Genomic DNA, 23,409 nt, shown 5'->3' on the forward strand with positions numbered 1-23,409 from the left:
GCTGACACCAGCACCGTTGCCGCACAACGCCTCCACCGAGTTACGAGACATCTCTTAGCGCGACTCACGCCTGCTTGGTCCGCGCATGCGGTCTCCGCCACCACCGGTCAAGATCTGGCCAGCGGCCGTCGTGGGCGCGTCACCCTTCAGCTTGTGGCTAACCAAAACTGGTCCGGCCCACGCCGAGGCGGTGAGGGCTCGCTGGTGTGGTGATGCCGGCGGCGTCACAAAGGACGGTGCCGCGTCGCCAGCCGCAGTCCGTCATCGCAGGGGGGTGTGTGCGGGGTCGACCCGCTCGGCCGGTGGGGGCGGCGGCGGGGCGGTGCCGTCGCCGAAGGGGCGACCACCCAACTCCCCCCGACCGTGCGGGGTCAGCCAGTTCGCCAGGTCCGGGCCGAGCGGGACGATCGCGGTCGGGTTGAGGTCCCCGTGCACCGCGTAGTAGTGCCGCTTGATGTGATCGAAGTCGATGGTGTCCCCGAACCCGGGGGTCTGGAACAGGTCCCGGGCGTACGCCCAGAGCACCGGCATCTCGGTCAACTTGCTGCGGTTGCACTTGAAGTGGCCGTGGTAGACCGGGTCGAAGCGGACCAGCGTGGTGAACAGCCGTACGTCTGCCTCGGTGATTGTGTCCCCGACCAGGTAGCGGCGTTCGGCGAGCCGGTCGCTCAGCCAGTCCAGCCGGTCGAACAGCCGCCGGTACGCCCGGTCGTACGCCGACTGGCTGCCGGCGAAGCCGCAGCGGTAGACCCCGTTGTTGACATCGGCGAAGACCACCGCGTTCACCTCGTCGATCTCGTCCCGGAGCCGCTGCGGGTAGAGCTCCGGTGCCCCGTCGCGGTGGTACGCGGTCCACTCGGTGGACAGGTCGAGACTCATCTGCCCGAAGTCGTTGGTCACCACCTGCCCGGTCGGTACGTCGACGATCGCGGGGACCGTGATCCCGCGGTCGTAGCCGGGGAAGCGGGCGAAGTAGGCGTCCGCGAGCCGTTCGATGTCGAGCACCGGATCCCGCCCACCGGGGTCGAGGTCGAAGCTCCAGCTTCGCCGGTCGTGGGTCGGGCCGGCGATCGCCATCGAGAGGACGTCCTCCAGCCCGAGCAGCCGTCGGACGATGACCAGCCGGTTCGCCCACGGGCAGGCGCGACTCACCGCCAGCCGGTACCGCCCCGGCTCCACCGGCCAGCCGTCCCCGCCGTCGGCGGTGATCCGGGTGGCGATGTAGCGCTGATCCCGGGTGAACTCGCCGCCCGGCTCGACGTACCTCCCGCCGGTGCGGCGCAGCGCCGCCTCGCCGCTGCCCGCCGTCGCGCCCTCGGTCACGCCGCCCCCTCTGGTCGTCGCGATGCGCTCACCACCCATCATCGCCGGATCAGTCGGCGCGCGAAGCGTCGTGCCGTAACCCGGCCGCGCCTCGCCCGACCGATGGGTCACCCGCCGGCGGTGGCCGACGGTCGCAGCTGGCCCCGGCCGACGGTCGCGGCCCGCACCGGCCGCCCGCCGTAGTCCGCACCCGGGTGGTGGTCGCGCCCGCCGGGGGGCACAGGGCAGGATGGTCGGCATGACCGACCCCAGCGAGCGCAGCGACCCGGCCGCCGGCGAGCGCAGCCTTCCCGGCGCAGGCCTGGTCAAGGGGCTCGCGGTCACGCTGAAGACGATGACCCGCCGCTCGGCCACCCAGCAGTACCCGGATGTCGCCCCGGCGTTGCCGCCGCGCTCGCGCGGCGTGATCGCGCTCCTCGCGGAGAACTGCACGGTCTGCATGCTCTGCGCCCGCGAGTGTCCGGACTGGTGCATCTACATCGACTCGCACAAGGAGGAGGTGGTGGTGCCCGGGGCGGCCCGCGCCCGGCAGCGCAACGTGCTGGACCGGTTCGACATCGACTTCTCGCTCTGCATGTACTGCGGGATCTGCATCGAGGTCTGCCCGTTCGACGCGCTCTACTGGTCCCCGGAGTTCGAGTACGCCGAGTACGACATCAAGGATCTCCTGCACGACAAGGACCACCTCGGCGAGTGGATGGGCACCGTGCCGCCGCCGCCCGCGCACGACCCGAACGGCGAGCCGGCCAAGGAGGAGACCGCCGCCGCGCGGAAGGCCGCGATCCCGGCCAGCCCCGCCGAACGCCCGGCGGCCGCCCCGCCCCGCTCCACCGAACGCCCGGCGGCCGCCCCGCCCCGTGCCGCGGATCGCCCCCCGCCCCGCCCCGGGGCCCGATCAGCCGGGGACACCGCCGCCGGGGAAGGCCCGACGCCGTGACCGGCACCGACGCGCTGCTGCTCGCCCTGGGCGCGCTGGCGGTCGGCTCCGGCGCCCTGGCGGTGGCCACCCGGCACCTGGTCCGGGCCGGCCTCTACCTGGTGCTCTGCCTCGCCGCGGTGGCCGGGATGTACCTGGTCCTCACCGCCGAGCTGGTCGCCTGGGTGCAGGTGCTGATCTACGTGGGGGCGGTGGTGGTGCTGCTGCTCTTCGCGGTGATGCTCACCCGTGCCCCGATCGGCGCCTCCACCGACCTGGACCGACCGGGTTGGCCGGCCGCCCTGATCGGCGGCGGCACCGGGCTCGGGCTGGCCGCGCTGCTGGTGGACGCGTACCGGTGGTCGTCGGTGCCGCTACCCACGGCGGGTAGCGCCGAACGGATCGGGGAGCAGATCTTCGGCAGCTGGGTGCTGCCCTTCGAGGTGCTCTCGGTGCTGCTGCTCGCCGCCCTGGTGGGGGCGATCATCCTGTCCCGCCCGGACATCGGACGGTCACCGGTGGGCCCGGCCGGCGGCAGCGGGGCGGACGAGACCTCCACCGTGACCTCCACCGTGACCTCTACCGAGGGCAGGCGGTCCCGGTGAGGCCGGTCATCCCCTACGTCACCGCCGCCCTGCTGTTCGGGCTCGGCACCTACGGGGTGCTGCGCCGACGTAACGCCATCCTGGTGCTGATCGCGGTCGAGCTGATGCTGAACGCGGTGAACCTGATCCTGGTCACCGCCGACACCACGGTTCGGTCCCAGCTGCCGCACGGCGGCCAGGTCTTCGCGCTGTTCGTGATCGTGCTGGCCGCCGCCGAGGTGGGCGTCGGGCTGGCCATCGTGCTGCAGCTCTACCGGATGCGCGCCAGCGTGGCCGTGGACGAGGTGCCGCTGGCCGAGCCCCCGCCGCCGAACGCCCCGGTCGAGCCGTCAGCGCCCCCGCCCACCACGGCGGCCACCCCCGGGGAGGCAGACCGGTGAGCACGCCCGTCCTGCTCGGCACGCTGCTGCCGGCCGTACCCCTGGTGACCGGCCTGCTCGGGCTCCTGCTGCCGCCGGCGTCCCCGCAACCCGGTGCGGCGCGCCGGCGGGCCCGCCGGGCGGCGATCACCCTCGGGACGACCGGCGCGGCCCTGTCGTTACTCCTCGCCGTCGCCCTGCTGGCCGCCCTCGACGCACCGGCCGAGGCCACCCGGACCTGGATCGACTTCGGCGGCCTGACGGTCACCCTCGGCGTCCGGCTGGACTCGACGGTGGCGCTGGTGGCGGTCGCCGTCGCCGCGGTGGCCCTCGCCGTGCAGGTCTACTCGATCGGCTACCTCCGGAACGGCCCGCACGACGAGGTGGACGTCGACCACCGCTACCCGCCGTACGCGGCCCAGATCAGCCTCTTCACCGCCGCGATGCTGCTGGTGGTGGTCGCCGGCGACCTCATCCTGCTGCTGGTCGGCTGGGAGGTGATGGGCCTCTGCTCGTACCTCCTGATCGCCCACGAGCGACGGCTGCCCGCGGCACCCGGCGCCGCGATGAAGGCATTCCTGGTGACCCGGGTGGGTGACGTCGGCTTCCTGCTCGGGATCGCGCTGCTCGGCGTTTCCGCGGGTAGCTTCCGGATCGCCGACGTGCTCGGCCACGACCACGCCACCGGCCTGCTCACCGCCGCCTGCCTGCTGTTGCTCGCCGGGGTGGCCGGCAAGAGCGCCCAGTTCCCGCTGCACACCTGGCTGCCCGACGCGATGGCCGGCCCCACCCCGATCTCCGCGCTGATCCACGCGGCGACCATGGTGGCCGCCGGGGTCTACGTCGTGGCCCGGCTCTTCCCCCTCTTCGGGCAGGTGCCGGTCGCCCTGGCGGTGCTCGGCGTGCTGGCCTCGATCACCCTGCTGCTCGGCGCGTTCGCCGCCATCGCCCAGGACGACCTCAAGCGGGTCCTCGCCTGGTCAACGGTCTCCCAACTGGGCTACCTGACCGGCGCGCTGGCCGTGGGGGCGCCCGCGGCGGCCCTGTTCCACCTGCTCACCCACGCCGCCTTCAAGGCGCTGCTCTTCCTCGCCGCGGGGGCGGTGATCCACGCCGCGGGTACCGCGCTGATGTCCCAGCTCGGTGGCCTGCGCCGGACGATGCCGGTGACCTTCTGGTCCATGCTGGTCGGCCTCGGCGCGCTGGCCGGGCTGCCGCCGCTGTCCGGCTTCTTCAGCAAGGACTCCGTGCTGTACGCCGCCGAGGAAGCCACCCGGCACGGCGGCCCCGCGCCGGCCTGGGTGGGCTGGTCGGTGTGGCTGGCCGGGCTGGTCGGGGTCGCCCTCACCGCCGGGTACGCCACCCGGCTGCTGCTGCGTACCTTCTTCGGCGCGCCCCGCAGCCCGCTGCGTCAGCCGCACGACCCGCCCGCGGTGCTGCGCTGGCCGGTGCTGCTGCTGACCGTCCCGGCGGCGCTGCTCGGTCTGGCCGGATTCTCCGGAACCTTCGCCCGGTGGCTCGAGCCGTACGGGTCGGCCACCCGGGAGCGCTCCGCGGAGCTGCTGCCCGCCGACCCGCTGGTGCACGTCGGCCCGACCGTGCTGCTGCCGCTCGTCCTGCTGGCGCTCGGGGCGGGGCTCGCCTGGGCCCGCTGGCGGCGAGATCCGGGCGGTGACCCGGCCGTGCTGCTGGGTCCGCTGCGACCGCTCTCGGCCCGCGCGTTCTGGCTCGACGACCTCCAGCACACCCTGGTGGTACGCCCGATCGCGCGGCTCGCCGCTGGTGCGCGTACCGCCGACGAGGTGGTGGTGGACGGCGCGGTCACCGGCAGCGGCCGGGTGGCCTGGTGGCTCGGGGGCGGGCTGGCGGCGTGGCATCGCGCCACGCTGCCCCGGGCCGCCGCCGGTGTGCTGGCCGGCGCGCTGCTGATCGGGCTGGCGGCCGTGTTGATCGGAGGCGACGCATGAGCGGGCTCGTGGGACAGGTCCTGCTGGTGGCGGTGCTGGCGGTCCCGGCGGCCGGCGCGGTGGTCGTCGCCGCGCTCCGGCACGACCGGGCCGCCCGCCTGGTCGGTACGGTGGCCGCCGGGCTGACCCTGCTCGCCGCGCTGCCGCTGGTCGCGGGCGGCGACGACGGCGGGGCGGGCACCGACCCGAGCCCCGCGGTCCGCCCCTGGCATCAGGTGGATCTGCCCTGGGTGCCCGGCTTGGATCTCCGCCTCCACCTCGGGGTGGATGGCATCTCCTGGCCACTGGTCGTGCTGACTGCGCTGCTGACCCTGCTCTGCTGCGGCTACACCCTCTGGAAGGTCCCCAGTGGGGGGAGCGGCCGGGCCCTGGTGGCGTTGCTGCTGGTGGTCGAGGTGGGCATCCTCGGCACCTTCCTCGCCCTCGACCTGGTGCTCTTCTTCGTCTTCTTCGAGGTCGTCCTCCTGCCGATGTACGCGATCATCGTTGGCTGGGGTGGGCCCGACCGGCACCGGGCGGCCCGCAAGTTCGCCCTCTACACCCTCTTCGGTTCGGTGCTGCTGCTGGTGGGCGTCCTGGTGGTGGTGACCGCCGCCGGCACCGCGGACATCGTGGCGTTGACCGGCGGCACCGGGCTCTCCCGCGGGCCGCAGCTCGCCGCGTTCACCCTGCTGGCGCTCGCCTTCGCGGTGAAGAGCCCGCTGTGGCCACTGCACTCCTGGCTGCCCGACGCGCACACCCAGGCGCCCACCGTCGGCAGTGTGATCCTCGCCGGGGTGCTGCTCAAAATGGGCACCTACGGGCTGATCCGGGTCGCGGTCGGCGTCGCCCCGGAAGGCGCCGAGTGGGCCGCGCCGGTACTCGGTGTGCTCGCGGTCGCGGCGATCCTGGTCGGCTCCCTGGTCTGCCTGGCGCAAACTGACCTGAAGCGGCTGATCGCGTACTCCAGCGTGGGGCACATGGGCTTCGTGCTCCTCGGTGTCGCCACGCTCACCGGTACCGGCCTGCGGGCAGCCCTGATCGGCAACATCGCGCACGGGATCATCACCGGCCTGCTGTTCTTCCTCGCCGGCGCCATCAAGGACCGGGCGCACACCGGTGACCTGGCCAACCTGTCCGGGCTGCGGGAGACCGCGCCCCGGCTGGCCGGCCTGCTCGGCTTCGCCGCCGTCGCCTCGCTGGGCCTGCCCGGCCTGGCCGGCTTCTGGGGAGAGGCCTTCGCCGTGGTCGCCGCGGTCCGCGTCGGCGGTCCCCTCTGGCTGACCCTCGCCGTCCTCGCGGCGCTCGGCGGTGCGCTCACCGCCGCCTACCTTCTGCGGCTGCTCCGCCAGGTCACCCACGGCCGGGCCAGCCCGGCGGTGGCGCCGCTCGGGCCGGGGGTGGCGCGGGCGGAACTGCTGACCTGGGCGCCGCTGGTGTTGCTCACGCTTGCCGTGGGGTTGGCCCCGATCCTGGTCCTGGGCGTGGCCCAGGCGCCGGTGGACGCGCTGCTGCCGGGGCGCCCGTGAGCTGGCTGGAGGTACGGGCATGAGCATGGTGCAGACCGTCGACAACGTGGCGCTGCTGCCGGCGTACCTGGCCGCCGGGACGGCGGTGCTGGTGCTCCTCGCCGACCTGCTGGTGGCCCGGGCGCGGGTCACCGTCTCCGCCGCTGCGCTCGGTGCGCTCGCCACCGCCGCCGGCGCGATCTTCGTCGGCGGCGGCGGTGAACGCCGTACCTTCTGTGTCGGCGCCGACTGCTCGTACGTCTTCGGTGGCCGGGCCGCCCTGGTCGCCGTACTCGTCGCGCTGCTGACCCTGGGCGTGCTGGGGCTCTCCGGGCCGCTGCTGCGGGCCGGGGCGACGCCGGTGGGCGAGTACTGTTTCCTGCTCGCCGCCTCGATGACCGGCGGGGTGGTGCTCGGCGCGGCCGGTGACCTGATCACCCTGATCGTGGCGCTGGAGACCCTCACCCTGCCGCTGTACGTCCTGGTGGGCCTGCGCCGGGGCAGCCTGGCCAGCATCGAGGCGGCGGTGACCTTCTTCGTGGTCAGCGTGGTCGCCACGACGCTGGCCCTGCTCGGGGCGGCCCTGCTCTACGCGGCCACCGGCGCGCTGCACCTCCGGCGGCTCGGGGTGCTCTTCGCCGAGCAGCCGGAGCTGCTCGACATCCCGCTGACCACGGTTGCCGTGGCGCTGGTCGTGGTGGGGCTGACGGTCAAGGTGGCGGCGGTGCCCTTCCACGCCTGGGCGCCCACCACCTACGACGGCGCGCCGCTGCCGGTGGCCGCGTACCTCTCCACGGTCTCGAAGCTCGGCGGGGTGGTGGCCCTGCTCGCGGTGGTGCAGCACGCCCTGCCGGCCCGGACCACCGGCCCGGTGCTCGCGCTGCTCGCAGTGTTGACCATGACCGTCGGTAACCTGGTGGCGCTGCGCCAGCGCCGCACCGTACGGCTTCTCGCCTGGTCCTCGGTGGCCCAGGCGGGCTACATTCTCGCGCCGCTCGGCGCGCTGGCCCTCGCCGCGGGCCGCACCGGCGACGCCCGCGCCGCCGCGTACGCGGCAGCGGTGGCGTACACGGTCTTCTTCGTGGTCCTGGAGCTGGCGGCGTTCGCGGCCGTGGTCGCGCTGCGGCCGGCGGGCGCGGACGGCGGCACCCTCGACGAGTTGCGGGGCGCGGCCCGGCGCCGGCCGTGGGCGGCGGTGGGGCTGGCGCTGGCACTGGTCGGGCTCGCCGGTCTGCCGCCCGGTCTCGCCGGGCTCTTCGCGAAGGTCACCGTGGTCCGGTCGCTGCTTGCCGGAGGTGCCGGCTGGCTGGCCCTGGTGGTGGCGGTCAACGCGGTGCTCGGCCTGGCCTACTACCTGCGGGTTGTCGCCGCGCTCTGGTCCACCGACCGGCCGGTAGCGGCACCGACCGACCCGGCAGCGGCACCGACCGACCCGGCAGCGGCGACGGGTCCGGCGGTGGCGCCGACCGAACCGGCAGCGATGCTGGTCCGGGCCAAGCCGGTCGCGGCGGTCCTGGCGGCGGCGACGGTCGTGGCGCTGGCGGTCGGTTTCGCCCCGCAGCTCGTGCTCGACCTCGCCGCCCGCTGACCCAGCGGGCCTACCCCCTCTTTACCAGGCATTTCACAGCCATATGACGGATGGTTGACGGGTACCGGTGGTGTTGAACCGGTCGGCGGACCAACGCGGTCCGCGCACCGAAGGAGTGACCGTGCACCATAACCGTCTGAAGACCGCCGCGCTGCTCGGCCTGCTCACCGCCCTGATTTTGGCGGTGGGCTACTGGTTCGGCGGCAGTGGCGGACTGGTGATCGCCGTCCTCATCTCGCTGGGGATGAACGGCGTCAGCTACTTCTACTCCGACAAGCTCGCGTTGCGCGCGATGCGGGCGCAACCGGTCAGTGAGGCACAGTTCCCCGAGCTTTACCAGATGGTGCGGGAACTGGCCAGCAAGGCCCGGCAGCCGATGCCCCGGCTCTACATGAGCCCGACCAAACAGCCCAACGCGTTCGCAACCGGTCGGAACCCGGAGAACGCGGCCGTCTGTGTCACCCAGGGCATCGTCGAGATCCTCGACTACCGCGAGCTGCGTGGCGTCATCGGACATGAACTGTCGCACGTCTACAACCGGGACATTCTCATCTCCAGCGTGGCCGCCGGCCTGGCCGGCATCATCACCGCCCTGGCCAACCTGGCGTTCTTCATCCGGCTCGGGGGTGACGACGAGGAGGGGCGCAACCCGGTGGTGCTGCTGTTGACCATGATCCTGGGCCCGATCGCCGCCACGTTGATCCAGCTTGCGATCGGCCGTAGCCGCGAATTCCAGGCGGACGCCTCCGGCGCCCAGCTCACCCGGGATCCGTTGGCGTTGGCCAGCGCCCTCCAGAAGATCCACAAGGGCACCCAGGCGCGCCCGCTGCCGCCGCAGGGGCAGCTCACCAGCGCCGCCCACCTGATGATTGACAACCCGTTCAAGGGCGGCGGCATGGCGGCGCTCTTCTCCACCCACCCCCGGATGGAGCAGCGGGTCGCCCGGCTGGAACAGATGGCCCGCACCGGCCCCATCCAGCACCGCTGAACCGGCTGGGTTCAGGCACCCTCCTCCCGGGTCGGTGCCTGAACCCCCTCATTGGTGGGTACCACGACCTCCGTGTTCGTCTTCTTCTCCAACCGGCTCGGCTGCCTCGGCTCGGTGTTGATCAGCGCGATCCTCACGGTGATCCTGCTGCTCATCTTCGCCCGGTGAGCGCGACCGCAGCCGGCGGCGTGACCGGCTGACGGCGATCGCGGTGGCCAGGACCGAGGCCACCAGCGCCGCGGCCAGCGCCGGCGCCCAGAGCGGCGCGACCCGCAGGACCGCCGCGCCGAGCACCGCGCCGCCGAGCAGCCCCAGCAACCGGGTCACACCGGCCGCACCCGCCGCGAACCGGTGCGGGTCGAAGACCACCCCCCGTACGATGGAGGTGAGCGATCCGGTGAGGTACGTCGTGGTGGCGTGCGGTATCCCGGAGCTGATCGTCACCACGCTCTGTATTCCACTGGCCGCTGCGGCGGCGAAGAGCAGGGTCAGGGAAGCGGCGAATCCGGGGCGCCCCCCGGTGGCCCACCAGCCCCCCGCCACGCCGACCAGCAGCAGCACCTGAACCACCATGACCAGATGCGTACGGGAACGCCAGCCCAACTTGGCGTGGCGTAGCGGCAGGGTGCCGCCGGCCACGCCGATCGCGTAACCGCCGACCGCTACCGACCCGCCGCTGAGCAGGCGGGAGTCCATGGCGACGATATTGTGGCCGAGCTGGACCAGGTTGCCGGTGATCACGCTGGCGAAGAACCCACCGAGCTGGGTCACACAGAACACGTCGAGGCAGCCGGAGGCGGTGGCGAGCACGACGAGCAGCCGGGCAACGGCCCGGTGGGACAGGTCCGGGCGGACGAACTCCGCATCCTGCGCCCTCGCCCCCCGCATCCGGCTGCCTTTCCGGCCTGTTGCTCCTCGTCGGCTGTCGTCCTGCCAGGCTGTGGCCGTTCCGGCCCTCGCCGGGATCGCTTCTTCCCGCGCCGCCGACTTTCATGCTCCAGGCCAGGCACCGAAGACCTGACGTGGTCGGCCGGTGACCCACTTTGACATCACGTCAGCTTCACCTGTTCTGATCCTGCAATGAATCTGGACGGACTACGGGTTGCTATTTCCGGTGCCGGACGCGACTCCGGACGCCTCCTGGCGACCGCCTTCGCCGAGCACGGCGCGCAGGTGTTTGTCTCCGCCCGAGACGCGGCGGCAGCGAGGCGCACCACGGAAATGATCCGACAGCGGGGGCGGGGGAGCGGCGAGGCCTTCGGCTGCGACCTGACCAACCCCGACTCGGTACGCGCGTTCGCGGCGGCGCTGACCGAGCGCACCGAACACCTCGACGTCCTGGTCAACAACGGTGCGGGCTACCTGCCCGGTGCGGACCTCGGCGACATCGAGGATGATCACATCATCGCCACGATCGGCGGTGCCGCGACCGGCACGGTCCTGCTCACCAAACACCTGCTGGCGCTGCTGCGAGCGTCAACACGGCCGGACATCGTCAACATGATCTCCGCCTGCGGCGAGGTCGGCCACCACCGTTCGACGGCCCACCCCGCCTTCTACGCCGCCAAGCACGCCCAGGCCGGCTTCGCCGAGATCATGTCCCATCGACTACGAGCCGAAGGAATTCGCGTCATCTCCCTCTTCCCGCCGGACTTCGTGCAAGACGGTCCACGGACGGCATCCGACGACCTGACCGCGCAGTCTGTTGTGGACTGCGTGCTCTTCGCGGTCGGTCAGCCGCGGGACTGCTTCATCCGCGAGTTCCGCTTCGAGCAGGTCGTGGGCCCGGAGCGCTGACCGTGGTGGGCCCAACGGACAGTCAGGCCGCCGCCAGGCCCGTCCGACGGTGGCTCCCCCGCGGGGGGCGTGTCACGACAGGCCGGGTAGCGAGGCCCCATCTCACGCGTCCCGTCCAGGATGCCATTCGGCTCGGCCCATCGCGTCGATCCCTCCTGGCGGGGCTTTCGGGGCGTCACCACAGCGGTTCATCGCCTTCCGTCTATCGCAACCTTCCGCTAGCGTGGCGCTACCAGCGGTAGTCGTCGGGGAGGGCTTGTGGCCGGGACTGACTTCTTCGCGTCAAAGAAGGCGGCTGCCGTCTTCAAACATGGCATCCTGAGCCGCTACCCGGTCGTCTTCGCGTCGAAGACGGGCAAAAGCGTCGATGGTAACCGGGTTGTGTTCCTCGATGGTTACGCCGGTAGGGGCGAGTACGGCGACGGGCAGCCGGGTTCGCCGCTGCTGCTGTCGCGGTGTGCTGAGTTCGTCAAGGGCTACCGCAATGTCCTCGGATTCTTCATCGAGCAGAATCCGGACAACTTCGCCAACCTGGAGCGCGTGCTCGACGAGAAGGGTGGCGACGCTGAACGGGTCCTCCGGCCCGGCTCGGTTGACGAGCACCTTTCCGAAGTCCTGAGGCGAGCCCAGGGCGCGTCGCTGTTCGTCTTTCTCGACCCGTTCGGCCCCGCGTTGGATTTTGACCTCCTCAAGGCCGCCCTACTCGGTCGGCCGTCGTGGCCGCCCACTGAGGTCTTGCTCCACTTCAGCGTGTTGAGCGTCGCCCGGATGGGCCGTGCTGTACATGGGGCTCGGTCCAGGCGCGGGGAGCTTTCGTCGGCGGATCAGAAGACCGCCGGCCGCCTGGACCGTTTCCTCGGCGGCGACTGGTGGCAAGAACACTTTGTCGGTGTTCGGGACGAAGGCGACGAGCAGCGAGCTACCGCGATTGCCCTGGAGGTCTGTGACACGTACGAGAAGCGTTTGACAGCCGGAACGAGATACCGAGCGGTCAAGATGCCGGTGCGGCCCAGGCCCGATCTTCTACCGAAGTACGTGCTGGCGCTGTTCACGGCCAGTAGCGATGGAGCCTGGCACTTCGCGGACTCGCTGGGCAAGGCGGGCGTGGAGTGGTCGGTGGCGTGGCAGGCGGACATGCTCCGTAAGGGGGAGAGGTACGGGCAGGGCTCGTTGTTTGGCGATGACGAGTTGCCGACTCCCGAGAGCCACAGCAGTAATCACGGCTCCGAGTGGACGAGGATCATAGCGGGGAACCTCGAACGGCTGCTGGACGAGGTGGGATCCTTCTGCCCTGCCGATTACGTGCCGGATGTCTACGGCGCGACTCTAGGCCAGGCAAGCACCCCTCACGTCCGGAGCGCCGTAAAGCAACTGAGCGGAATATCTGTGGCCAATACTGGCAAGGGCGATTTCTGGAAGGAGCAGCTGCGGCGCTCGTAGGGGTTGTGGTCCGTTGTCCGCAGGCTGGCTTCTACCCGATCGGGGTGAGTTCCCGTGCTGTCGGCATCTCGTCCCAGGTCCGGCCGTCCAACTCACGACCGCCGGCCTTTGGCGTCCTGCCGCCCCACTGCTTGAAGAAGAATGCCGTACCGCCGGCAGTGCATTGGCCACGCAGGGATCGCACCCAAGCGGGATCGACCGGCCGGCAGCCGGGACCAGACTCACCACCGGCGATCAGCCAGTCAACGCTCTCCAGGTTCAGGTCGTCCAGCGGGCCGAGTAGCGGTTCGGCCGAGATGAACCGGACGGCAGCGGGCACTCGGCGGAGATGATCGATGCGCTCCGTCTGTTCGTCGTCCTCGACGGAGACACCCATCCAGACGTTGGCTGGCCAGGTCAGTCGGGGAGCGAGCTTTGCAAGCCTCGCGGCTCGCTTGGTGAGTACCTGGTAGGTGTGCTGCGGGGTCGCCGCCATGACGCCAAAGACCTGCTCGACGAAGTCGAAGGGAACCTTTGCGTGGAACAGGTCGCTCATCGAGTTGACGAACACGACGCGGGGCTCTCGCCATCGAAGAGGCAACGTCAGCTCACCGGGGTGTACCGCGATTCCGAAGCCCGGTCCTGACGTACGAGGGTCACCGTCTGTCTGATATTTGCCCGACCCCATGGCCTTCAGCCGCTTCGCCAGGGTCAACGCATAGCAGTGGTCGCAGCCGCGCGAGATGCGATCGCAGCCAGTTGTCGGGTTCCATGTGGCTTCGGTCCACTCGATAGAGCTCTTGTCTGCCATCACCACTCCCCGGCCGGTTGGAACGATTCTGTCGAACATGCGTACGGATTGAAAGGCGTGGAGGCGATCTTTCTGTCGGGCGAGCAACACGGGGACAGCAGGTGCCGATGCCCGAATCGACCAACGCGCAAGGCCCAGAGTGGGACGCGGCTCGGCCGCCACCAGGCCGTCGGAGGGCGATCTTGGGTGACCAACGACGACAACTGGCGACGACTCTGCCCAGGTGAAAAGGCGTAGCCGGTGTGGTGACCAGGCTGGCGTGCCTTCTTACCGGTAGTTGGTGAACTGGAGCGCCACGCCGAAGTCCTCGCCCTTCAGCATGGCGATGATGGCCTGCAGGTCGTCCTTCTTCTTGCCGGTCACGCGGAGTTGGTCACCCTGGATCTGCGCCTGGACGCCCTTCGGGCCCTCGTCGCGGATCTTCTTACTGATCGCCTTGGCCTTGTCCGTCTCGATACCCTGGATGACCTTGCAGTCGACCTTGAACTCCTTACCCGACCCGCGCGGGTCCCCGGCGTCCAGCGACTTCAGCGAGATGTTCCGCTTGACCAGCTTCTCCTTGAAAACATCGAGCGCGGCTCGGACCCGCTCCTCGGTCTCCGCCCGAAGGCTGATCGCCTCCTCGCCCGACCAGGAGATCTCGGCGCCGGTGCCCCGGAAGTCGAACCGCGTCGAGAGCTCCCTCTCCGTCTGGCGGAGGGCGTTGTCAACCTCCTGACGGTCGACCTTGCTCACGATGTCGAACGACGGGTTGGCTGCCATGCTGATACTCCTGTTGTCCTGGCGGTCTGTCCTGTTACGTGCACTACGGGCCGGCCGTGCGCCCCCTGACGGTACCCGGTTGCGGCCACGTCGGGGCGAGCCGCTATCCTTGCTCTCGCCGCCGCGTCGCGACGCGGCGGGTGCCTTGGCGGGTTGCCCGAGCGGCCAATGGGAGCGGACTGTAAATCCGTCGCGAAAGCTTCGAAGGTTCGAATCCTTCACCCGCCACCAGGTGCAGAAAGAGGCCCCTGACCAGCGCGTACGCCGGTCAGGGGCCTCTTTCGTGAGTCCAGCTCAGTCCCGCTCTAACTCGCTCAATCTCGTTGGCTGTGTCGTATATGTGTCGCGGAGATCATCGGTGCCGGAAGCCGTCAGGCGGGTTCCGGCAGGCGGCTTCGTCAGGCCGAGCGCCGCCTCTACCCGGCGGCGGGCCGCTTCCTCCTGGCCGTAGACGCACTTCGCGTAGGCCCGCATCAGGACGTGCACGCTGTGTCCGGCCCATTCGGCGACGTGGGTAGTCGGGGGTTCCGGCGTTGAGCCAGCCGGACACACACGCGGCCGGCAATCGTACGGTCGCCGGCCCAGGGTGAGGAGGCCCCGTAGCGGTGCAGAGCAGCCTGGCCCCGCACCGTCTGGAACCTAAATCAACGGCCAGGCACCATCCTCGTATGCCATCGTACGAATCTCGAATCGTCCTCGTGGACGATCTACGTTCTTTCGTTGACGGCCGCAGCGCGGACGTGGCCCGTACTAGTACAGCCGGAGTGGAACTGCTCGAGCGTTGCCACGATCAACGGCTGGACGAACTGTGGCTTGATCATGATCTTGGTGCAGATGACACGATCTGGCCGGTCGTCGAGGTCCTCGAGCGCGCCGCCTTCGACGGCCGACCGTTCGATGTCGGCGTGATCAACATCCACTCCGCCAACCCATCCGGAACAGCGAAGATGGCCCAGGCACTCCGACGTTGGGGCTACCGCGTAAACGTCGCGTCGAACTCGCCGGACGTCGCCTACCTCGACACCCCTACCACGACGCGATGACCGGCGACCGCCCCAGTACAGAAGGCTTCGTAGGCCGTCCGGCGGCGTCGACGGGCTTCCTGATCTATCGTTGCCGCTGGCGTCCATGCCATCAGAAAAATCCGTGTTCGGGTGAGGCGCAGCCCTTGTGACCCGGCAGCGGCTCCAGGCCGGGACGGCGATTCGGAGAACCGCTGTCCCGACCGGGAGGTTCGCTCTTTTACTTTTCCACGCTTCCGTTCTTCGGGCGGACCTCCAGCTTTACCCGACGTCACCTGGTAGGGCTGCAACAAGGGTCGCCTTGAGTGGCGATGGCGTGACGTGGGCGGTAGCGCGTCTTGACTCTTCTGCCCGAGCTAGCGAGTCATCCAGTGGTCCGGGCTGGTCAAGCCGCCCTTCTGGGCGGTTCAACCGCATTGGGTCTGAGCCGATATAAGCAGCTGGGCTCGTTTCTTGGGCGTGCGGCTCCGGTTCGGTCCGCTCCGACAGCATCTCTACGTACTCATGATCTGAGAACACGAAAGGACTGCCGACGGTGTGAAATCCGTAGCCTTCGTAGAATTGCTGCAACCGAGTCTGGGCATGCAGATACAGGCGGTCGTACCCTTTTTGCCTGCTAAAGTCAATCATGAAGCGGAAGAGGAGGTGCCCGTACCCTCTTCCTCTGTATTTGGTGCGTATGGCCACACGTTCGAATTTAGCCGTTTCTGGCAGATAGCGAATCCGGGCGGCGAGCACCGGCTCTTCCCCCAGCAGTCCGACTATGTGGGTCGCGGAGTAGTCGTTGAGGTCGAACTCCTCGTGGTACGGACAATTCTGCTCGTGCATGTACACAATGGCGCGAACCAGGAAGGCTTTCTGCTTCTCTTCCTCGTTCTCCACCATTTTTATGAGCAGCCCGTCTCCCGTTGTTTTGTCAGGCAGGGCGGTCACGACGAAACTTCCGCCCTCTCCTCAAGCAGGCCATCGTGTATCCGGAAGGTGCGTTCTCCCACCCGTACGGTGGTTTCGGATTCGCGGAAGGAGCGAAGAATGTCTTCAATCACCCGGGGAGCGGTGCCCTGTTTTCCGTTGCGAATAGCTGTTGCCGAGACCTGATCCACCCGGCGAACCGAATAGGGGTAGAGCCAACCAGCTTCGTCGTAGATTCGCCTGATCCACATTCCGCCAAGGTCGCTGCCGTGGATGCCGTGTAGTCGTTTACCTGGATTCTGCTCTCGTATCTTCCGGATCACGCCGTAGAAGCCGCTGTTCAGGTACGTGTCCGGGAACGACAGGACCTCCACCTGGTCCGCGAGCCCCTCCTCCTTTACGGCCCACTGCATCATTCGCTTTCGTGTCTCGAACTCGTAGAACCTGTTCCCCGTGGGAAAGTAGTTCACATGGACGTCGGCTTTTTCGGTACGGCCGTACACGCGCATGCCGTTGTGGCGCTCCGCAATCGTGATTTCGCCCTTGCTCAGTGCATCTGCGTGAAGCTTTGGAATAATGGTGGAGTGGATAATGATCTTATCCAGCTTTCGCTCACTGAGCGCCTGTTTGACTATGGCCAGGTGGGTGTTGTGAAACGGGTTGAAAGTGCCAAAGAAGATACCAACACCGCCGGTGCGTGGCCGTACTGAGCGAATGTCGGAGAGAATTCCGATGCCAATTACCAGTCCGCCGAAGAGTAGTCCGGAGAGGATGAAGACCGGTCGCATCCAGCCCACGCCGACAGCCGCTACCGCAGTTACCACGATGTTGGATGCCAGCCCCCATGCAACGTTGCGATTAACGTTGCCGATTTCCCGATTAGCCAAGGTGATGGCGACGTACTGAATTCCCTGGGATGCGGCGGTGGTCAGGAGTGAAATTCCCCATAAGCCGCCCAGTGTGTCGGCGTCGGCTAACGCGATAACGTCACTGCGAAGAAACACATAGAAGACTCCCAGGTTGAAGAGCCACTGAGCCAAAAATCGTCCCAGTCGGCCCGGGGTGACGAAGGCGGTCTTGAAGCACAGCCATTCATCGATCTTGTTGCTGATGCGGGAGTAATATGGAAGAAAGATGCCAACGAAGAGCGTAATCACTAGGCCAGGATTAAGCCAATCCTGATTCGGAAAAGCGTATGCGAAATACATCAAGACGCCTGCGAAGTAGCCCATCAACGTTGAGGCGCTTCTTACGTACGCAATAAAGCGAGGCACGGCTTCCTGTTCTCCCCAAGGTTTTCTCGCCGTCAGAGATTTCTGATTCAGGCGAGTGCGATTTGGTCGCTCACTTGCACTGCCCAGTCGGGTTTTGAATCACCTTCCCAGTCGCCTTGTATGCAGCGCCGAATCGAGATGAAGGCACCCCGATTCAACGCGGCGGGCGCTGCCTGCCCTGGCTGACTTGGGCAACGATGATACATACACCCTTGATGCCCAGAAATTTCGCCGTTGTCCTGGGCGTCGTGCGGAGACCGGACCAACGGCAATGGCCGGATTTGGCCGGCACCGGGCGTGGCCGTTACCTGGCCTGCTCGATCGATTGCTGCAGGCCTCTCTGCAGGCTGGTTATGCGGTTTCCCCAGGTGAGAAGGGGTGACGTATCAGGGGAGCGGAACTTGATATTCGATCGAAATCGATAGGTGACGGGCTGCAGTCGGGAGAATTACCGGTATTCGTCCTGCCTTCGCAGGTGTTTTCGGTATTCGGTCAGAATAAGAAGGCTTTGAGCGGTAAGCACCTAAAATGATGATAAAAGCTTTGATTTGGCAAGGTTTGTCCAGAGTGGGTCTGCCGATTTCGGGTGCGGATCCGAGGTGGGTTTATCGGTGCTCGCTGTTGAGCTGCCCCATCGATGGGTTGAAGGAAAGGTCGGGTTTCGGCGGTTTAGGAGTATCCGCCGGGCTGTGCCCCGGTGTCCCCGCACCCTGCCGCCCACGGGTGTGGCGGGTCGGGCCGAGCGACCTCTCGGCCCGGACTGCCGAGCCCGAACTGCCGCGCTCTATGTCCACAGCTTTATCCACAGGTTTTGCGGGCCTGTTGAAGCCCGTGCTCGTGCCCTGGAGCATCGTCTCGTGTCTTTCCATTCAGAGGTGCGCCCCGGCCTCCACCCCGAGGCGCGTCTCGACCTCGGTGCCACGCTGCGTGCCCTGCGCCGTCGGGCCGATCTGAGCCAACGCGAGCTGGCGGAGCGTTCGGGCGTACCAAAGAGCACGGTGGCGCGAATTGAGTCGCAGCCCGGGGCGGACCCGCGGCTGCGGACGGTCGAGCGCCTGTTCCACGCTGGCGGCGTGCAGCGTGACGGGTCGCTGCTGGCGCTGCGGTTAGGCCCTCCTCGACCGGCAACCGCCGGCCCGACCAGCCTCGACCACGCCCTCAGCCGGGCAGGGCCAGGGCGGCCTCGGTGAGGGCGGCGAGAGCCTCCCGGAGGCGCCAGGCGTCGCGGTCGCGCGGCCCGACCGGGTTGGAGATGGCACGGAGCTCGACGAAGGGTAGTCCGGCCTGTGCGGCAGCGACGGCCACCCCGTACCCCTCCATGGCCTCGGCCACCGCGTCGGGGTGCCGGCGGAGGAGCGCCTCGGTCCCGGCGATCGTTCCGGTGACCGTGCTGACCGTCAGCACCGGACCCACCGTGGCGGCCGGGAGCGCGGCCCGGAGGGTGGCGACCAGGTTCGGGTCCGCGGTGATGGCGGGGCCGGCGCCCAGCAACTCGGCCGGCATTCCGAGCTGGTCCACGGGGATGAAGCCCGCCGGGGAGTCGGCGCCCAGGTCGGCGGCGATCGCACTGGTGCCGACGACCGTTCCGCCGACCTCGACCCGGTCCGGGAATCCGCCCGCCACGCCTGCGCTGACGACCAGGCGGTACGGGCGGCCAGCGGCCTCCGCCAGGGCCAGCAGCCGGGCGGTTCCGGCCCCGGCCACCGCCGGGCCGACCCCGACCGGCGCTACCGTGACCGTCGGCCCCCGCCCCGCACGGACCGCCTCGGCCTCGGCGGGAACCGCGGTGACGACCAGGACCCCGGTCACGGGATCGGCCCCGGACGGCGCTCCTCATCGCTGCTGCCCGGCCCGCCCACCGCCGACGACGGGCGGTAGAGGTGGAAACCCGGTGGTGCCGGGTCCTCGTCGCCCCCGGTGCCGGGTCTCGGGGCGGGCGAGGTGGGGGTCGGGTCGTCGGCGGCGGGCTCGGCCAGGGGCGACTCGACGAGGGGCGACTCGTCCCGGGCGACTTCGTCGTCCGCCAACGGCCGACCAGCCAGCCGTTCCGCCCGCAGCCGGCCCGCGACCAGGATCCCGCGGGCCGTGGCGAGCGTCGCGACCCCGGCGGCGACGGCGATGCCGAGCCGGCCGTCGAACGGGACGAGCCCCAACCCGCCGCCGGCGACGAAGGCGAGCATCAGTGCCGTCTCCGAGTGGGCGAACGAGCTGGCCCGCAGCCGTTCGGGGATGCGCTCCTGGATCGAGGCGTCCACCGCGAGCTTGGCGATGCCGCTGGTCAGTGCGGTGACCAGGCAGAGCAGGGCGACCATCAGCAGCGAGAACTTGAGCGTGGCGAGGACAGCCACCCCAGCGATGATCACCATGCCGCTGGACTGCAGCGCTGCCGGGCGATGGATCCGCAGCCGGGTGCCGATCGCGGTGGCCAGGAAGCTGCCGATCGCCAGCGCCCCGCCGACCAGCCCGAGGGCGGCCTCGTCGCCCAGGTCCCGGCCGAAGACAACGGTGGTCAGGTCGCCGGCCTTGATCGCGAAGGCCAGGAAGAGCAGCAGGAAGCCGTAGACCGCGCGCAGCGTGGCGGCGCCGATCAGGGTGGCGATGACCAGTCGGCCGTGCGGACCGCCCCGGCCGAGGGGGCGGTCGCGGGCACTTCGCCGGAGCGCCCGCAGCGGGCGCGGTACCCGTTCGGGCGGCTCCGAGTCCGCCTTGGGTGGCAGCCGCAGGGCGATGACCATGCCGACCAGGAAGATCACCGAGGCGACCCGGAGCGGCCACTGCGGACCGAACCAGAAGGCGGCCAGGCCGATCGGCGCGAGCAGGGCGCCGGCTATGGTGCCGTACACGCTGGCTCTGGCCCCGATCTGGGAGAGCCCGAGCCCGTCCGGGAGGAGCCGGGGTACGGCAGCCGACCGGGCCACGCCGTACGCGCGGGAGAGCGCCAGCACTCCGAAGGCCGCCGGGTACAGGCCGAAGCCGTGGATGTAGTCAGAGATCAGCCACGCCAGGAACGCCCGTCCGAGCATGCTGGTGGCCAGGGCGTACCGCCGGCCATGCCGGAAGTGATCAAGCAGCGGGCCGACCACCGGGGCGAGTAGGGCGAACGGGATCATGGTTACCAGCAGGTAGAGCGCGACCTTGCTGCGCGCCTCTCCGAGCGGCACGTTGAAGAAGATCGTCCCAGCCAGGCCGATCGCGATCAGGGTGTCCCCGGCGCAGGAGAGCGCGTGCAGGTCGAAGAGACGGATCATGCCGGCTTCCCGGCCGGCGCCCCGGGCGCGGGCCCGCCCCACTGACCGGGTCATCCAGCGGCCGCTGTTGGCCGAACCGCGCAGTAGCAGGCGGACGGCCTTGACGCCGGTGCCGACAGTCCACCCGAGGAAGGAGCGCTCGGGCTGGAGGGAGGACGGCATGTGCACCAGTCTCACCCATCGGCCGGGCGTGCGAGCCGCCACTGCCGTGTTTGGTTCGGGGAGTCCCTGTCAGGTGGTCCCACGCATGGGGAACAATGGTCGGGTGACCAGGTCCGCCTCCGCTCGTGCCCCCCGTCTCGACCAGGTCTGTGCCGCCGCCGTCGAGGTGGCTCGCGACGCCATCACCGACGTTGACCCGGCGGATGTCGGCGACCATCTCCAGACTGTCGCCGAAGGTGATCGCCTCGTCACGCACTACTTCGAGTGTCGGCTCGCGGGCTATCGCGGCTGGCGCTGGGCTGTCACCGTCACCCGGGTGCCCCGCAGTCGCACGGTCACCGTGTGTGAGGCCGTGCTGCTACCCGGCCCGGATGCGTTGCTCGCCCCGGGCTGGCTGCCCTGGCAGGAGCGGCTACAGCCCGGTGACCTCGGCCCGGGTGACCTGCTGCCCAGCCCGCCCGACGACGACCGGCTGCAGCCCGGTTATCTGCTCTCCGACGACCCGGCGGTCGAGAAGGCCGCCTGGGAGTTGGGTCTCGGCCGGGCGCGGGTGATGTCCCGGGAGGGGCGCGGCGAAGCCGCCCAACGGTGGTACGACGGCGACCACGGGCCGGCCGCACCGATCGCCACCGCCGCTCCGGTGGCTGCCCGCTGCGGGACCTGCGGCTTCTATCTGCCGCTCGCCGGAGCGCTGTGCCAGTCCTTCGGCGCCTGTGGCAACCTCTTCGCTCCGGATGACGGCCGCGTGGTCAGCGCCGACCACGGCTGCGGTGCGCACTCGGAGATTCTGGCCGGGTCCCCGGAGACCCCCGCCGAGGAGCTACCAACCGTCTACGACGACAGCGCGGTGGAGGCCGTGTCGGTGCGCGAGGCCGACCGGTCGGCCGAGGTGGCGGAGGTTGCCGAGGTGGCGGGGTCGAATGTCCAACTGTGAGGTGATCGCCGGCGTGGGTCAGTGACCGGCGCGGCGGCGACGTCGGTGCGAGTCGTACCGCATCATCACGGCGAGACCGGGCAGACCCAACAGGAACCCGGCCAGGCAGGTCCAGAGCCAGCCCTCGCGACCGGTGTCCACCAGCTGGTCGCGGAAGAACAGCAGCACGACTCCGGCGATCGCCCAGCCGGCCATCCCGGCGAGGGCGAACGGCACCATCGGCGGGTCGAGCGGTTCGGTCCGCCGTTGCGGCTGCTTCAGCACGGAGCCAGCGTACGGGATCAGTTTTCCTGGCGGGCCGACGATCTGCGACGATGCGGCCGACGAGACGAGAGAGCACCTGCGAGGACCCGATGGCAGTAGCCCCGCCGAACGATGCCACGCCGCCCGCGACACCGCGGAACGGCTTCGACCGTTACTTCCAGATATCCGCCCGCGGTTCGACGCTGGGCCGGGAGGTGCGCGGTGGGCTGGCGACCTTCTTCACGATGGCCTACATCGTGGTGCTCAACCCGCTGATCCTCGGCTCCGCCGTTGATGGCGCCGGGGAACGGCTGCCGATCCCGGCGCTCGCCGCGGCGACCGCGTTGGTCGCCGGCCTGGCGACGATCCTGATGGGCGTGGTGGGCCGGTTCCCGCTGGCGGTCGCCGCCGGTCTCGGCGTCAACGCGCTGGTCGCGTACGAGATCGCCCCAGAGATGACCTGGGCGGACGCGATGGGTCTGGTGGTGATCGAAGGTGTGATCATCGCGGTGCTGGTGTTGACTGGGCTGCGTACCGCAGTGTTTCGCTCGGTGCCCACCCAGATGAAGGCGGCGATCGGGGTCGGCATCGGGCTGTTCCTGACCATCATCGGTCTGGTTGACGCGGGTTTCGTCCGGCGGCTTCCGGACGCGGCGAACACCACCGTCCCGGTCGGCCTGGGCATCGGCGGCAAGCTGGTCAGCTGGCCGATGTTGGTCTTCGTGGTGGGTCTGCTGCTGACGCTGGTCCTGGTGGTACGCCGGGTCAAGGGCGCGATCCTGATCGGCATCCTCGCCTCGACCGGGCTGGCGCTCGTCATCGAGGCGCTGGGCAACATCGGCCCGTCCATGGTCAACGGGGTGTCGAACCCGAAGGGCTGGTCGCTGACCGTGCCCGAGTTGCCGAGCCGAATCCTGGACGTGCCGGATCTGTCGCTGCTCGGTCGGTTCAACGTGCTCGATTCGTGGAGCCGAGCCGGCTGGCTGGTCGTGCTGATGTTCATCTTCACGCTGATCATCACCGACTTCTTCGACACGATGGGCACGATGGTGGCGGTCGGCCAGGAGGGTGGGATGCTCGACGAGCAGGGCACCCCGCCCCGGGCGAAGGAGATCCTGCTGGTCGACTCGATCGCCGCGGCCGGCGGCGGCGTCGCGAGCGTGTCCAGTAACACGGCGTACATCGAGAGTGCGGCCGGTGTCGCGGAGGGTGCCCGGACGGGTGCGGCCAACCTGGTCACCGGGGTGCTCTTCCTGCTGGCGATGTTCCTCACGCCGCTGGTGCTGGTGGTGCCCTTCGAGGCTGCGTCCACCGCGCTCGTGGTGGTCGGGTTCCTGATGATGACCGCGGTGCGGACCATCGACTGGACCGACTTCGAGATCGCGATCCCGGCGTTCCTCACGATCGTGTTGATGCCGTTCACGTACTCGATCTCCAACGGCATCGGTGCCGGCGTGATCGTCTACGTGTTGATGAAGGTCGCTCGGGGTAAGTCGCGGGAGGTCCACCCGCTGCTGTACGGCGTGGCCGCCCTCTTCGTCCTGTACTTCCTGCGCGGACCGATCGAGTCTGTACTGCTGTGATGTGGGGCG

Annotated in this window: 22 protein-coding genes and 1 tRNA gene; 14 read left to right on the top strand and 9 right to left on the bottom strand. The window is 69.3% G+C overall.

Annotated features, from left to right (window positions below):
- Positions 1-261: 261 nt before the first annotated feature.
- Positions 262-1,323, bottom strand: coding sequence for a glutathione S-transferase family protein (locus H0524_RS15495; protein ID WP_180199381.1), 1,062 nt, complete (start codon positions 1,321-1,323; stop codon positions 262-264).
- Between the two features lie 238 nt (positions 1,324-1,561).
- On the opposite strand from H0524_RS15495, the gene H0524_RS15500 reads away from it, so the two are divergent.
- The 7 genes from H0524_RS15500 (at position 1,562) to htpX (ending at position 9,233) form a co-directional block, all read left to right on the top strand.
- Positions 1,562-2,260, top strand: a complete 699-nt coding sequence (locus H0524_RS15500) for an NADH-quinone oxidoreductase subunit I (protein ID WP_180199279.1) — start codon at positions 1,562-1,564, stop codon at positions 2,258-2,260.
- A complete protein-coding gene (locus tag H0524_RS15505; protein WP_180199280.1) occupies positions 2,257-2,844 on the top strand; it encodes an NADH-quinone oxidoreductase subunit J in 588 nt (195 codons plus the stop codon). The genes H0524_RS15500 and H0524_RS15505 overlap by 4 nt, the downstream gene beginning before the upstream one ends.
- Positions 2,841-3,224 (top strand): NADH-quinone oxidoreductase subunit NuoK, encoded by a 384-nt coding sequence (nuoK, locus tag H0524_RS15510; protein WP_180199281.1) that lies wholly within the window; start codon positions 2,841-2,843, stop codon positions 3,222-3,224. Before H0524_RS15505 ends, nuoK begins: the two co-directional genes overlap by 4 nt.
- A complete protein-coding gene (locus H0524_RS15515) occupies positions 3,221-5,170 on the top strand; it encodes an NADH-quinone oxidoreductase subunit L (RefSeq protein ID WP_180199282.1) in 1,950 nt (649 codons plus the stop codon). Before nuoK ends, H0524_RS15515 begins: the two co-directional genes overlap by 4 nt.
- Positions 5,167-6,678, top strand: coding sequence for a NuoM family protein (locus H0524_RS15520; RefSeq protein WP_180199283.1), 1,512 nt, complete (start codon positions 5,167-5,169; stop codon positions 6,676-6,678). The genes H0524_RS15515 and H0524_RS15520 overlap by 4 nt, the downstream gene beginning before the upstream one ends.
- Positions 6,679-6,697: 19 nt before the next feature.
- Positions 6,698-8,245, top strand: coding sequence for an NADH-quinone oxidoreductase subunit N (locus H0524_RS15525; RefSeq protein WP_180199284.1), 1,548 nt, complete (start codon positions 6,698-6,700; stop codon positions 8,243-8,245).
- Positions 8,246-8,366: 121 nt separating this feature from the next.
- Positions 8,367-9,233: a zinc metalloprotease HtpX gene (htpX, locus tag H0524_RS15530; protein ID WP_180199285.1), complete on the top strand. Its 867-nt coding sequence runs from the start codon at positions 8,367-8,369 to the stop codon at positions 9,231-9,233.
- Between the two features lie 48 nt (positions 9,234-9,281).
- Here htpX and H0524_RS15535 read toward each other — a convergent pair whose 3' ends face one another.
- A complete protein-coding gene (locus H0524_RS15535; RefSeq protein WP_180199286.1) occupies positions 9,282-10,121 on the bottom strand; it encodes a YoaK family protein in 840 nt (279 codons plus the stop codon).
- A 192-nt stretch (positions 10,122-10,313) separates the two neighbouring features.
- Between H0524_RS15535 and H0524_RS15540 the strand changes: the two genes are divergently transcribed.
- Complete coding sequence (locus tag H0524_RS15540) at positions 10,314-11,030, top strand: SDR family oxidoreductase (protein ID WP_180199287.1); 717 nt, start codon at positions 10,314-10,316, stop codon at positions 11,028-11,030.
- 258 nt (positions 11,031-11,288) lie between these two features.
- Positions 11,289-12,470 carry a three-Cys-motif partner protein TcmP gene (gene tcmP, locus H0524_RS15545; RefSeq protein ID WP_180199288.1) on the top strand — a complete coding sequence of 394 codons (1,182 nt, stop codon included), beginning with the start codon at positions 11,289-11,291 and terminating at the stop codon, positions 12,468-12,470.
- Between the two features lie 31 nt (positions 12,471-12,501).
- Here the strand turns inward: tcmP and H0524_RS15550 are convergent, their stop codons facing one another.
- Both H0524_RS15550 and H0524_RS15555 read right to left on the bottom strand, forming a co-directional pair.
- Positions 12,502-13,260, bottom strand: a complete 759-nt coding sequence (locus H0524_RS15550) for a DUF5131 family protein (RefSeq protein ID WP_180199289.1) — start codon at positions 13,258-13,260, stop codon at positions 12,502-12,504.
- 267 nt (positions 13,261-13,527) lie between these two features.
- A complete protein-coding gene (locus H0524_RS15555; RefSeq protein ID WP_018218214.1) occupies positions 13,528-14,022 on the bottom strand; it encodes a YajQ family cyclic di-GMP-binding protein in 495 nt (164 codons plus the stop codon).
- Positions 14,023-14,169: 147 nt separating this feature from the next.
- On the opposite strand from H0524_RS15555, the gene H0524_RS15560 reads away from it, so the two are divergent.
- Together H0524_RS15560 and H0524_RS15565 are read left to right on the top strand one after the other, a co-directional pair.
- Positions 14,170-14,253: transfer RNA gene (locus H0524_RS15560), tRNA-Tyr, on the top strand.
- A 437-nt stretch (positions 14,254-14,690) separates the two neighbouring features.
- Positions 14,691-15,065 (top strand): cyclic-phosphate processing receiver domain-containing protein, encoded by a 375-nt coding sequence (locus tag H0524_RS15565; protein ID WP_180199382.1) that lies wholly within the window; start codon positions 14,691-14,693, stop codon positions 15,063-15,065.
- A 240-nt stretch (positions 15,066-15,305) separates the two neighbouring features.
- Here the strand turns inward: H0524_RS15565 and H0524_RS15570 are convergent, their stop codons facing one another.
- Positions 15,306-15,977, bottom strand: coding sequence for a GNAT family N-acetyltransferase (locus H0524_RS15570; protein ID WP_180199290.1), 672 nt, complete (start codon positions 15,975-15,977; stop codon positions 15,306-15,308).
- Positions 15,974-17,113, bottom strand: a complete 1,140-nt coding sequence (locus H0524_RS24930) for a hypothetical protein (RefSeq protein ID WP_180199291.1) — start codon at positions 17,111-17,113, stop codon at positions 15,974-15,976. The genes H0524_RS15570 and H0524_RS24930 overlap by 4 nt, the downstream gene beginning before the upstream one ends.
- A 974-nt stretch (positions 17,114-18,087) precedes the next feature.
- Here H0524_RS24930 and H0524_RS25435 point away from each other — a divergent pair.
- Positions 18,088-18,420, top strand: a complete 333-nt coding sequence (locus tag H0524_RS25435) for a helix-turn-helix transcriptional regulator (protein ID WP_309225124.1) — start codon at positions 18,088-18,090, stop codon at positions 18,418-18,420.
- On the opposite strand, the gene H0524_RS15585 is transcribed toward H0524_RS25435, so the two are convergent.
- Both H0524_RS15585 and H0524_RS15590 read right to left on the bottom strand, forming a co-directional pair.
- On the bottom strand, positions 18,389-19,039 hold the full coding sequence (locus H0524_RS15585; protein WP_180199292.1) for a futalosine hydrolase: 651 nt from the start codon (positions 19,037-19,039) through the stop codon (positions 18,389-18,391). The genes H0524_RS25435 and H0524_RS15585 overlap by 32 nt on opposite strands.
- Positions 19,036-20,640, bottom strand: a complete 1,605-nt coding sequence (locus H0524_RS15590; RefSeq protein WP_180199293.1) for an MFS transporter — start codon at positions 20,638-20,640, stop codon at positions 19,036-19,038. Before H0524_RS15590 ends, H0524_RS15585 begins: the two co-directional genes overlap by 4 nt.
- 85 nt (positions 20,641-20,725) lie before the next feature.
- Here H0524_RS15590 and H0524_RS15595 point away from each other — a divergent pair, with 85 nt between their 5' ends.
- Positions 20,726-21,574: a DUF3027 domain-containing protein gene (locus tag H0524_RS15595; protein WP_180199294.1), complete on the top strand. Its 849-nt coding sequence runs from the start codon at positions 20,726-20,728 to the stop codon at positions 21,572-21,574.
- A gap of 18 nt (positions 21,575-21,592) precedes the next feature.
- On the opposite strand, the gene H0524_RS15600 is transcribed toward H0524_RS15595, so the two are convergent.
- Positions 21,593-21,838: a DUF2530 domain-containing protein gene (locus H0524_RS15600; RefSeq protein WP_180199295.1), complete on the bottom strand. Its 246-nt coding sequence runs from the start codon at positions 21,836-21,838 to the stop codon at positions 21,593-21,595.
- 50 nt (positions 21,839-21,888) lie between these two features.
- On the opposite strand from H0524_RS15600, the gene H0524_RS15605 reads away from it, so the two are divergent.
- Positions 21,889-23,400 (top strand): NCS2 family permease, encoded by a 1,512-nt coding sequence (locus H0524_RS15605; protein ID WP_180199296.1) that lies wholly within the window; start codon positions 21,889-21,891, stop codon positions 23,398-23,400.
- The last annotated feature ends 9 nt before the right edge of the window (positions 23,401-23,409 follow it).

It is taken from the genome of Salinispora sp. H7-4, assembly GCF_013416675.1.
In the GTDB taxonomy this organism is placed as follows: Bacteria; Actinomycetota; Actinomycetes; order Mycobacteriales; family Micromonosporaceae; genus Micromonospora; species Micromonospora vitiensis.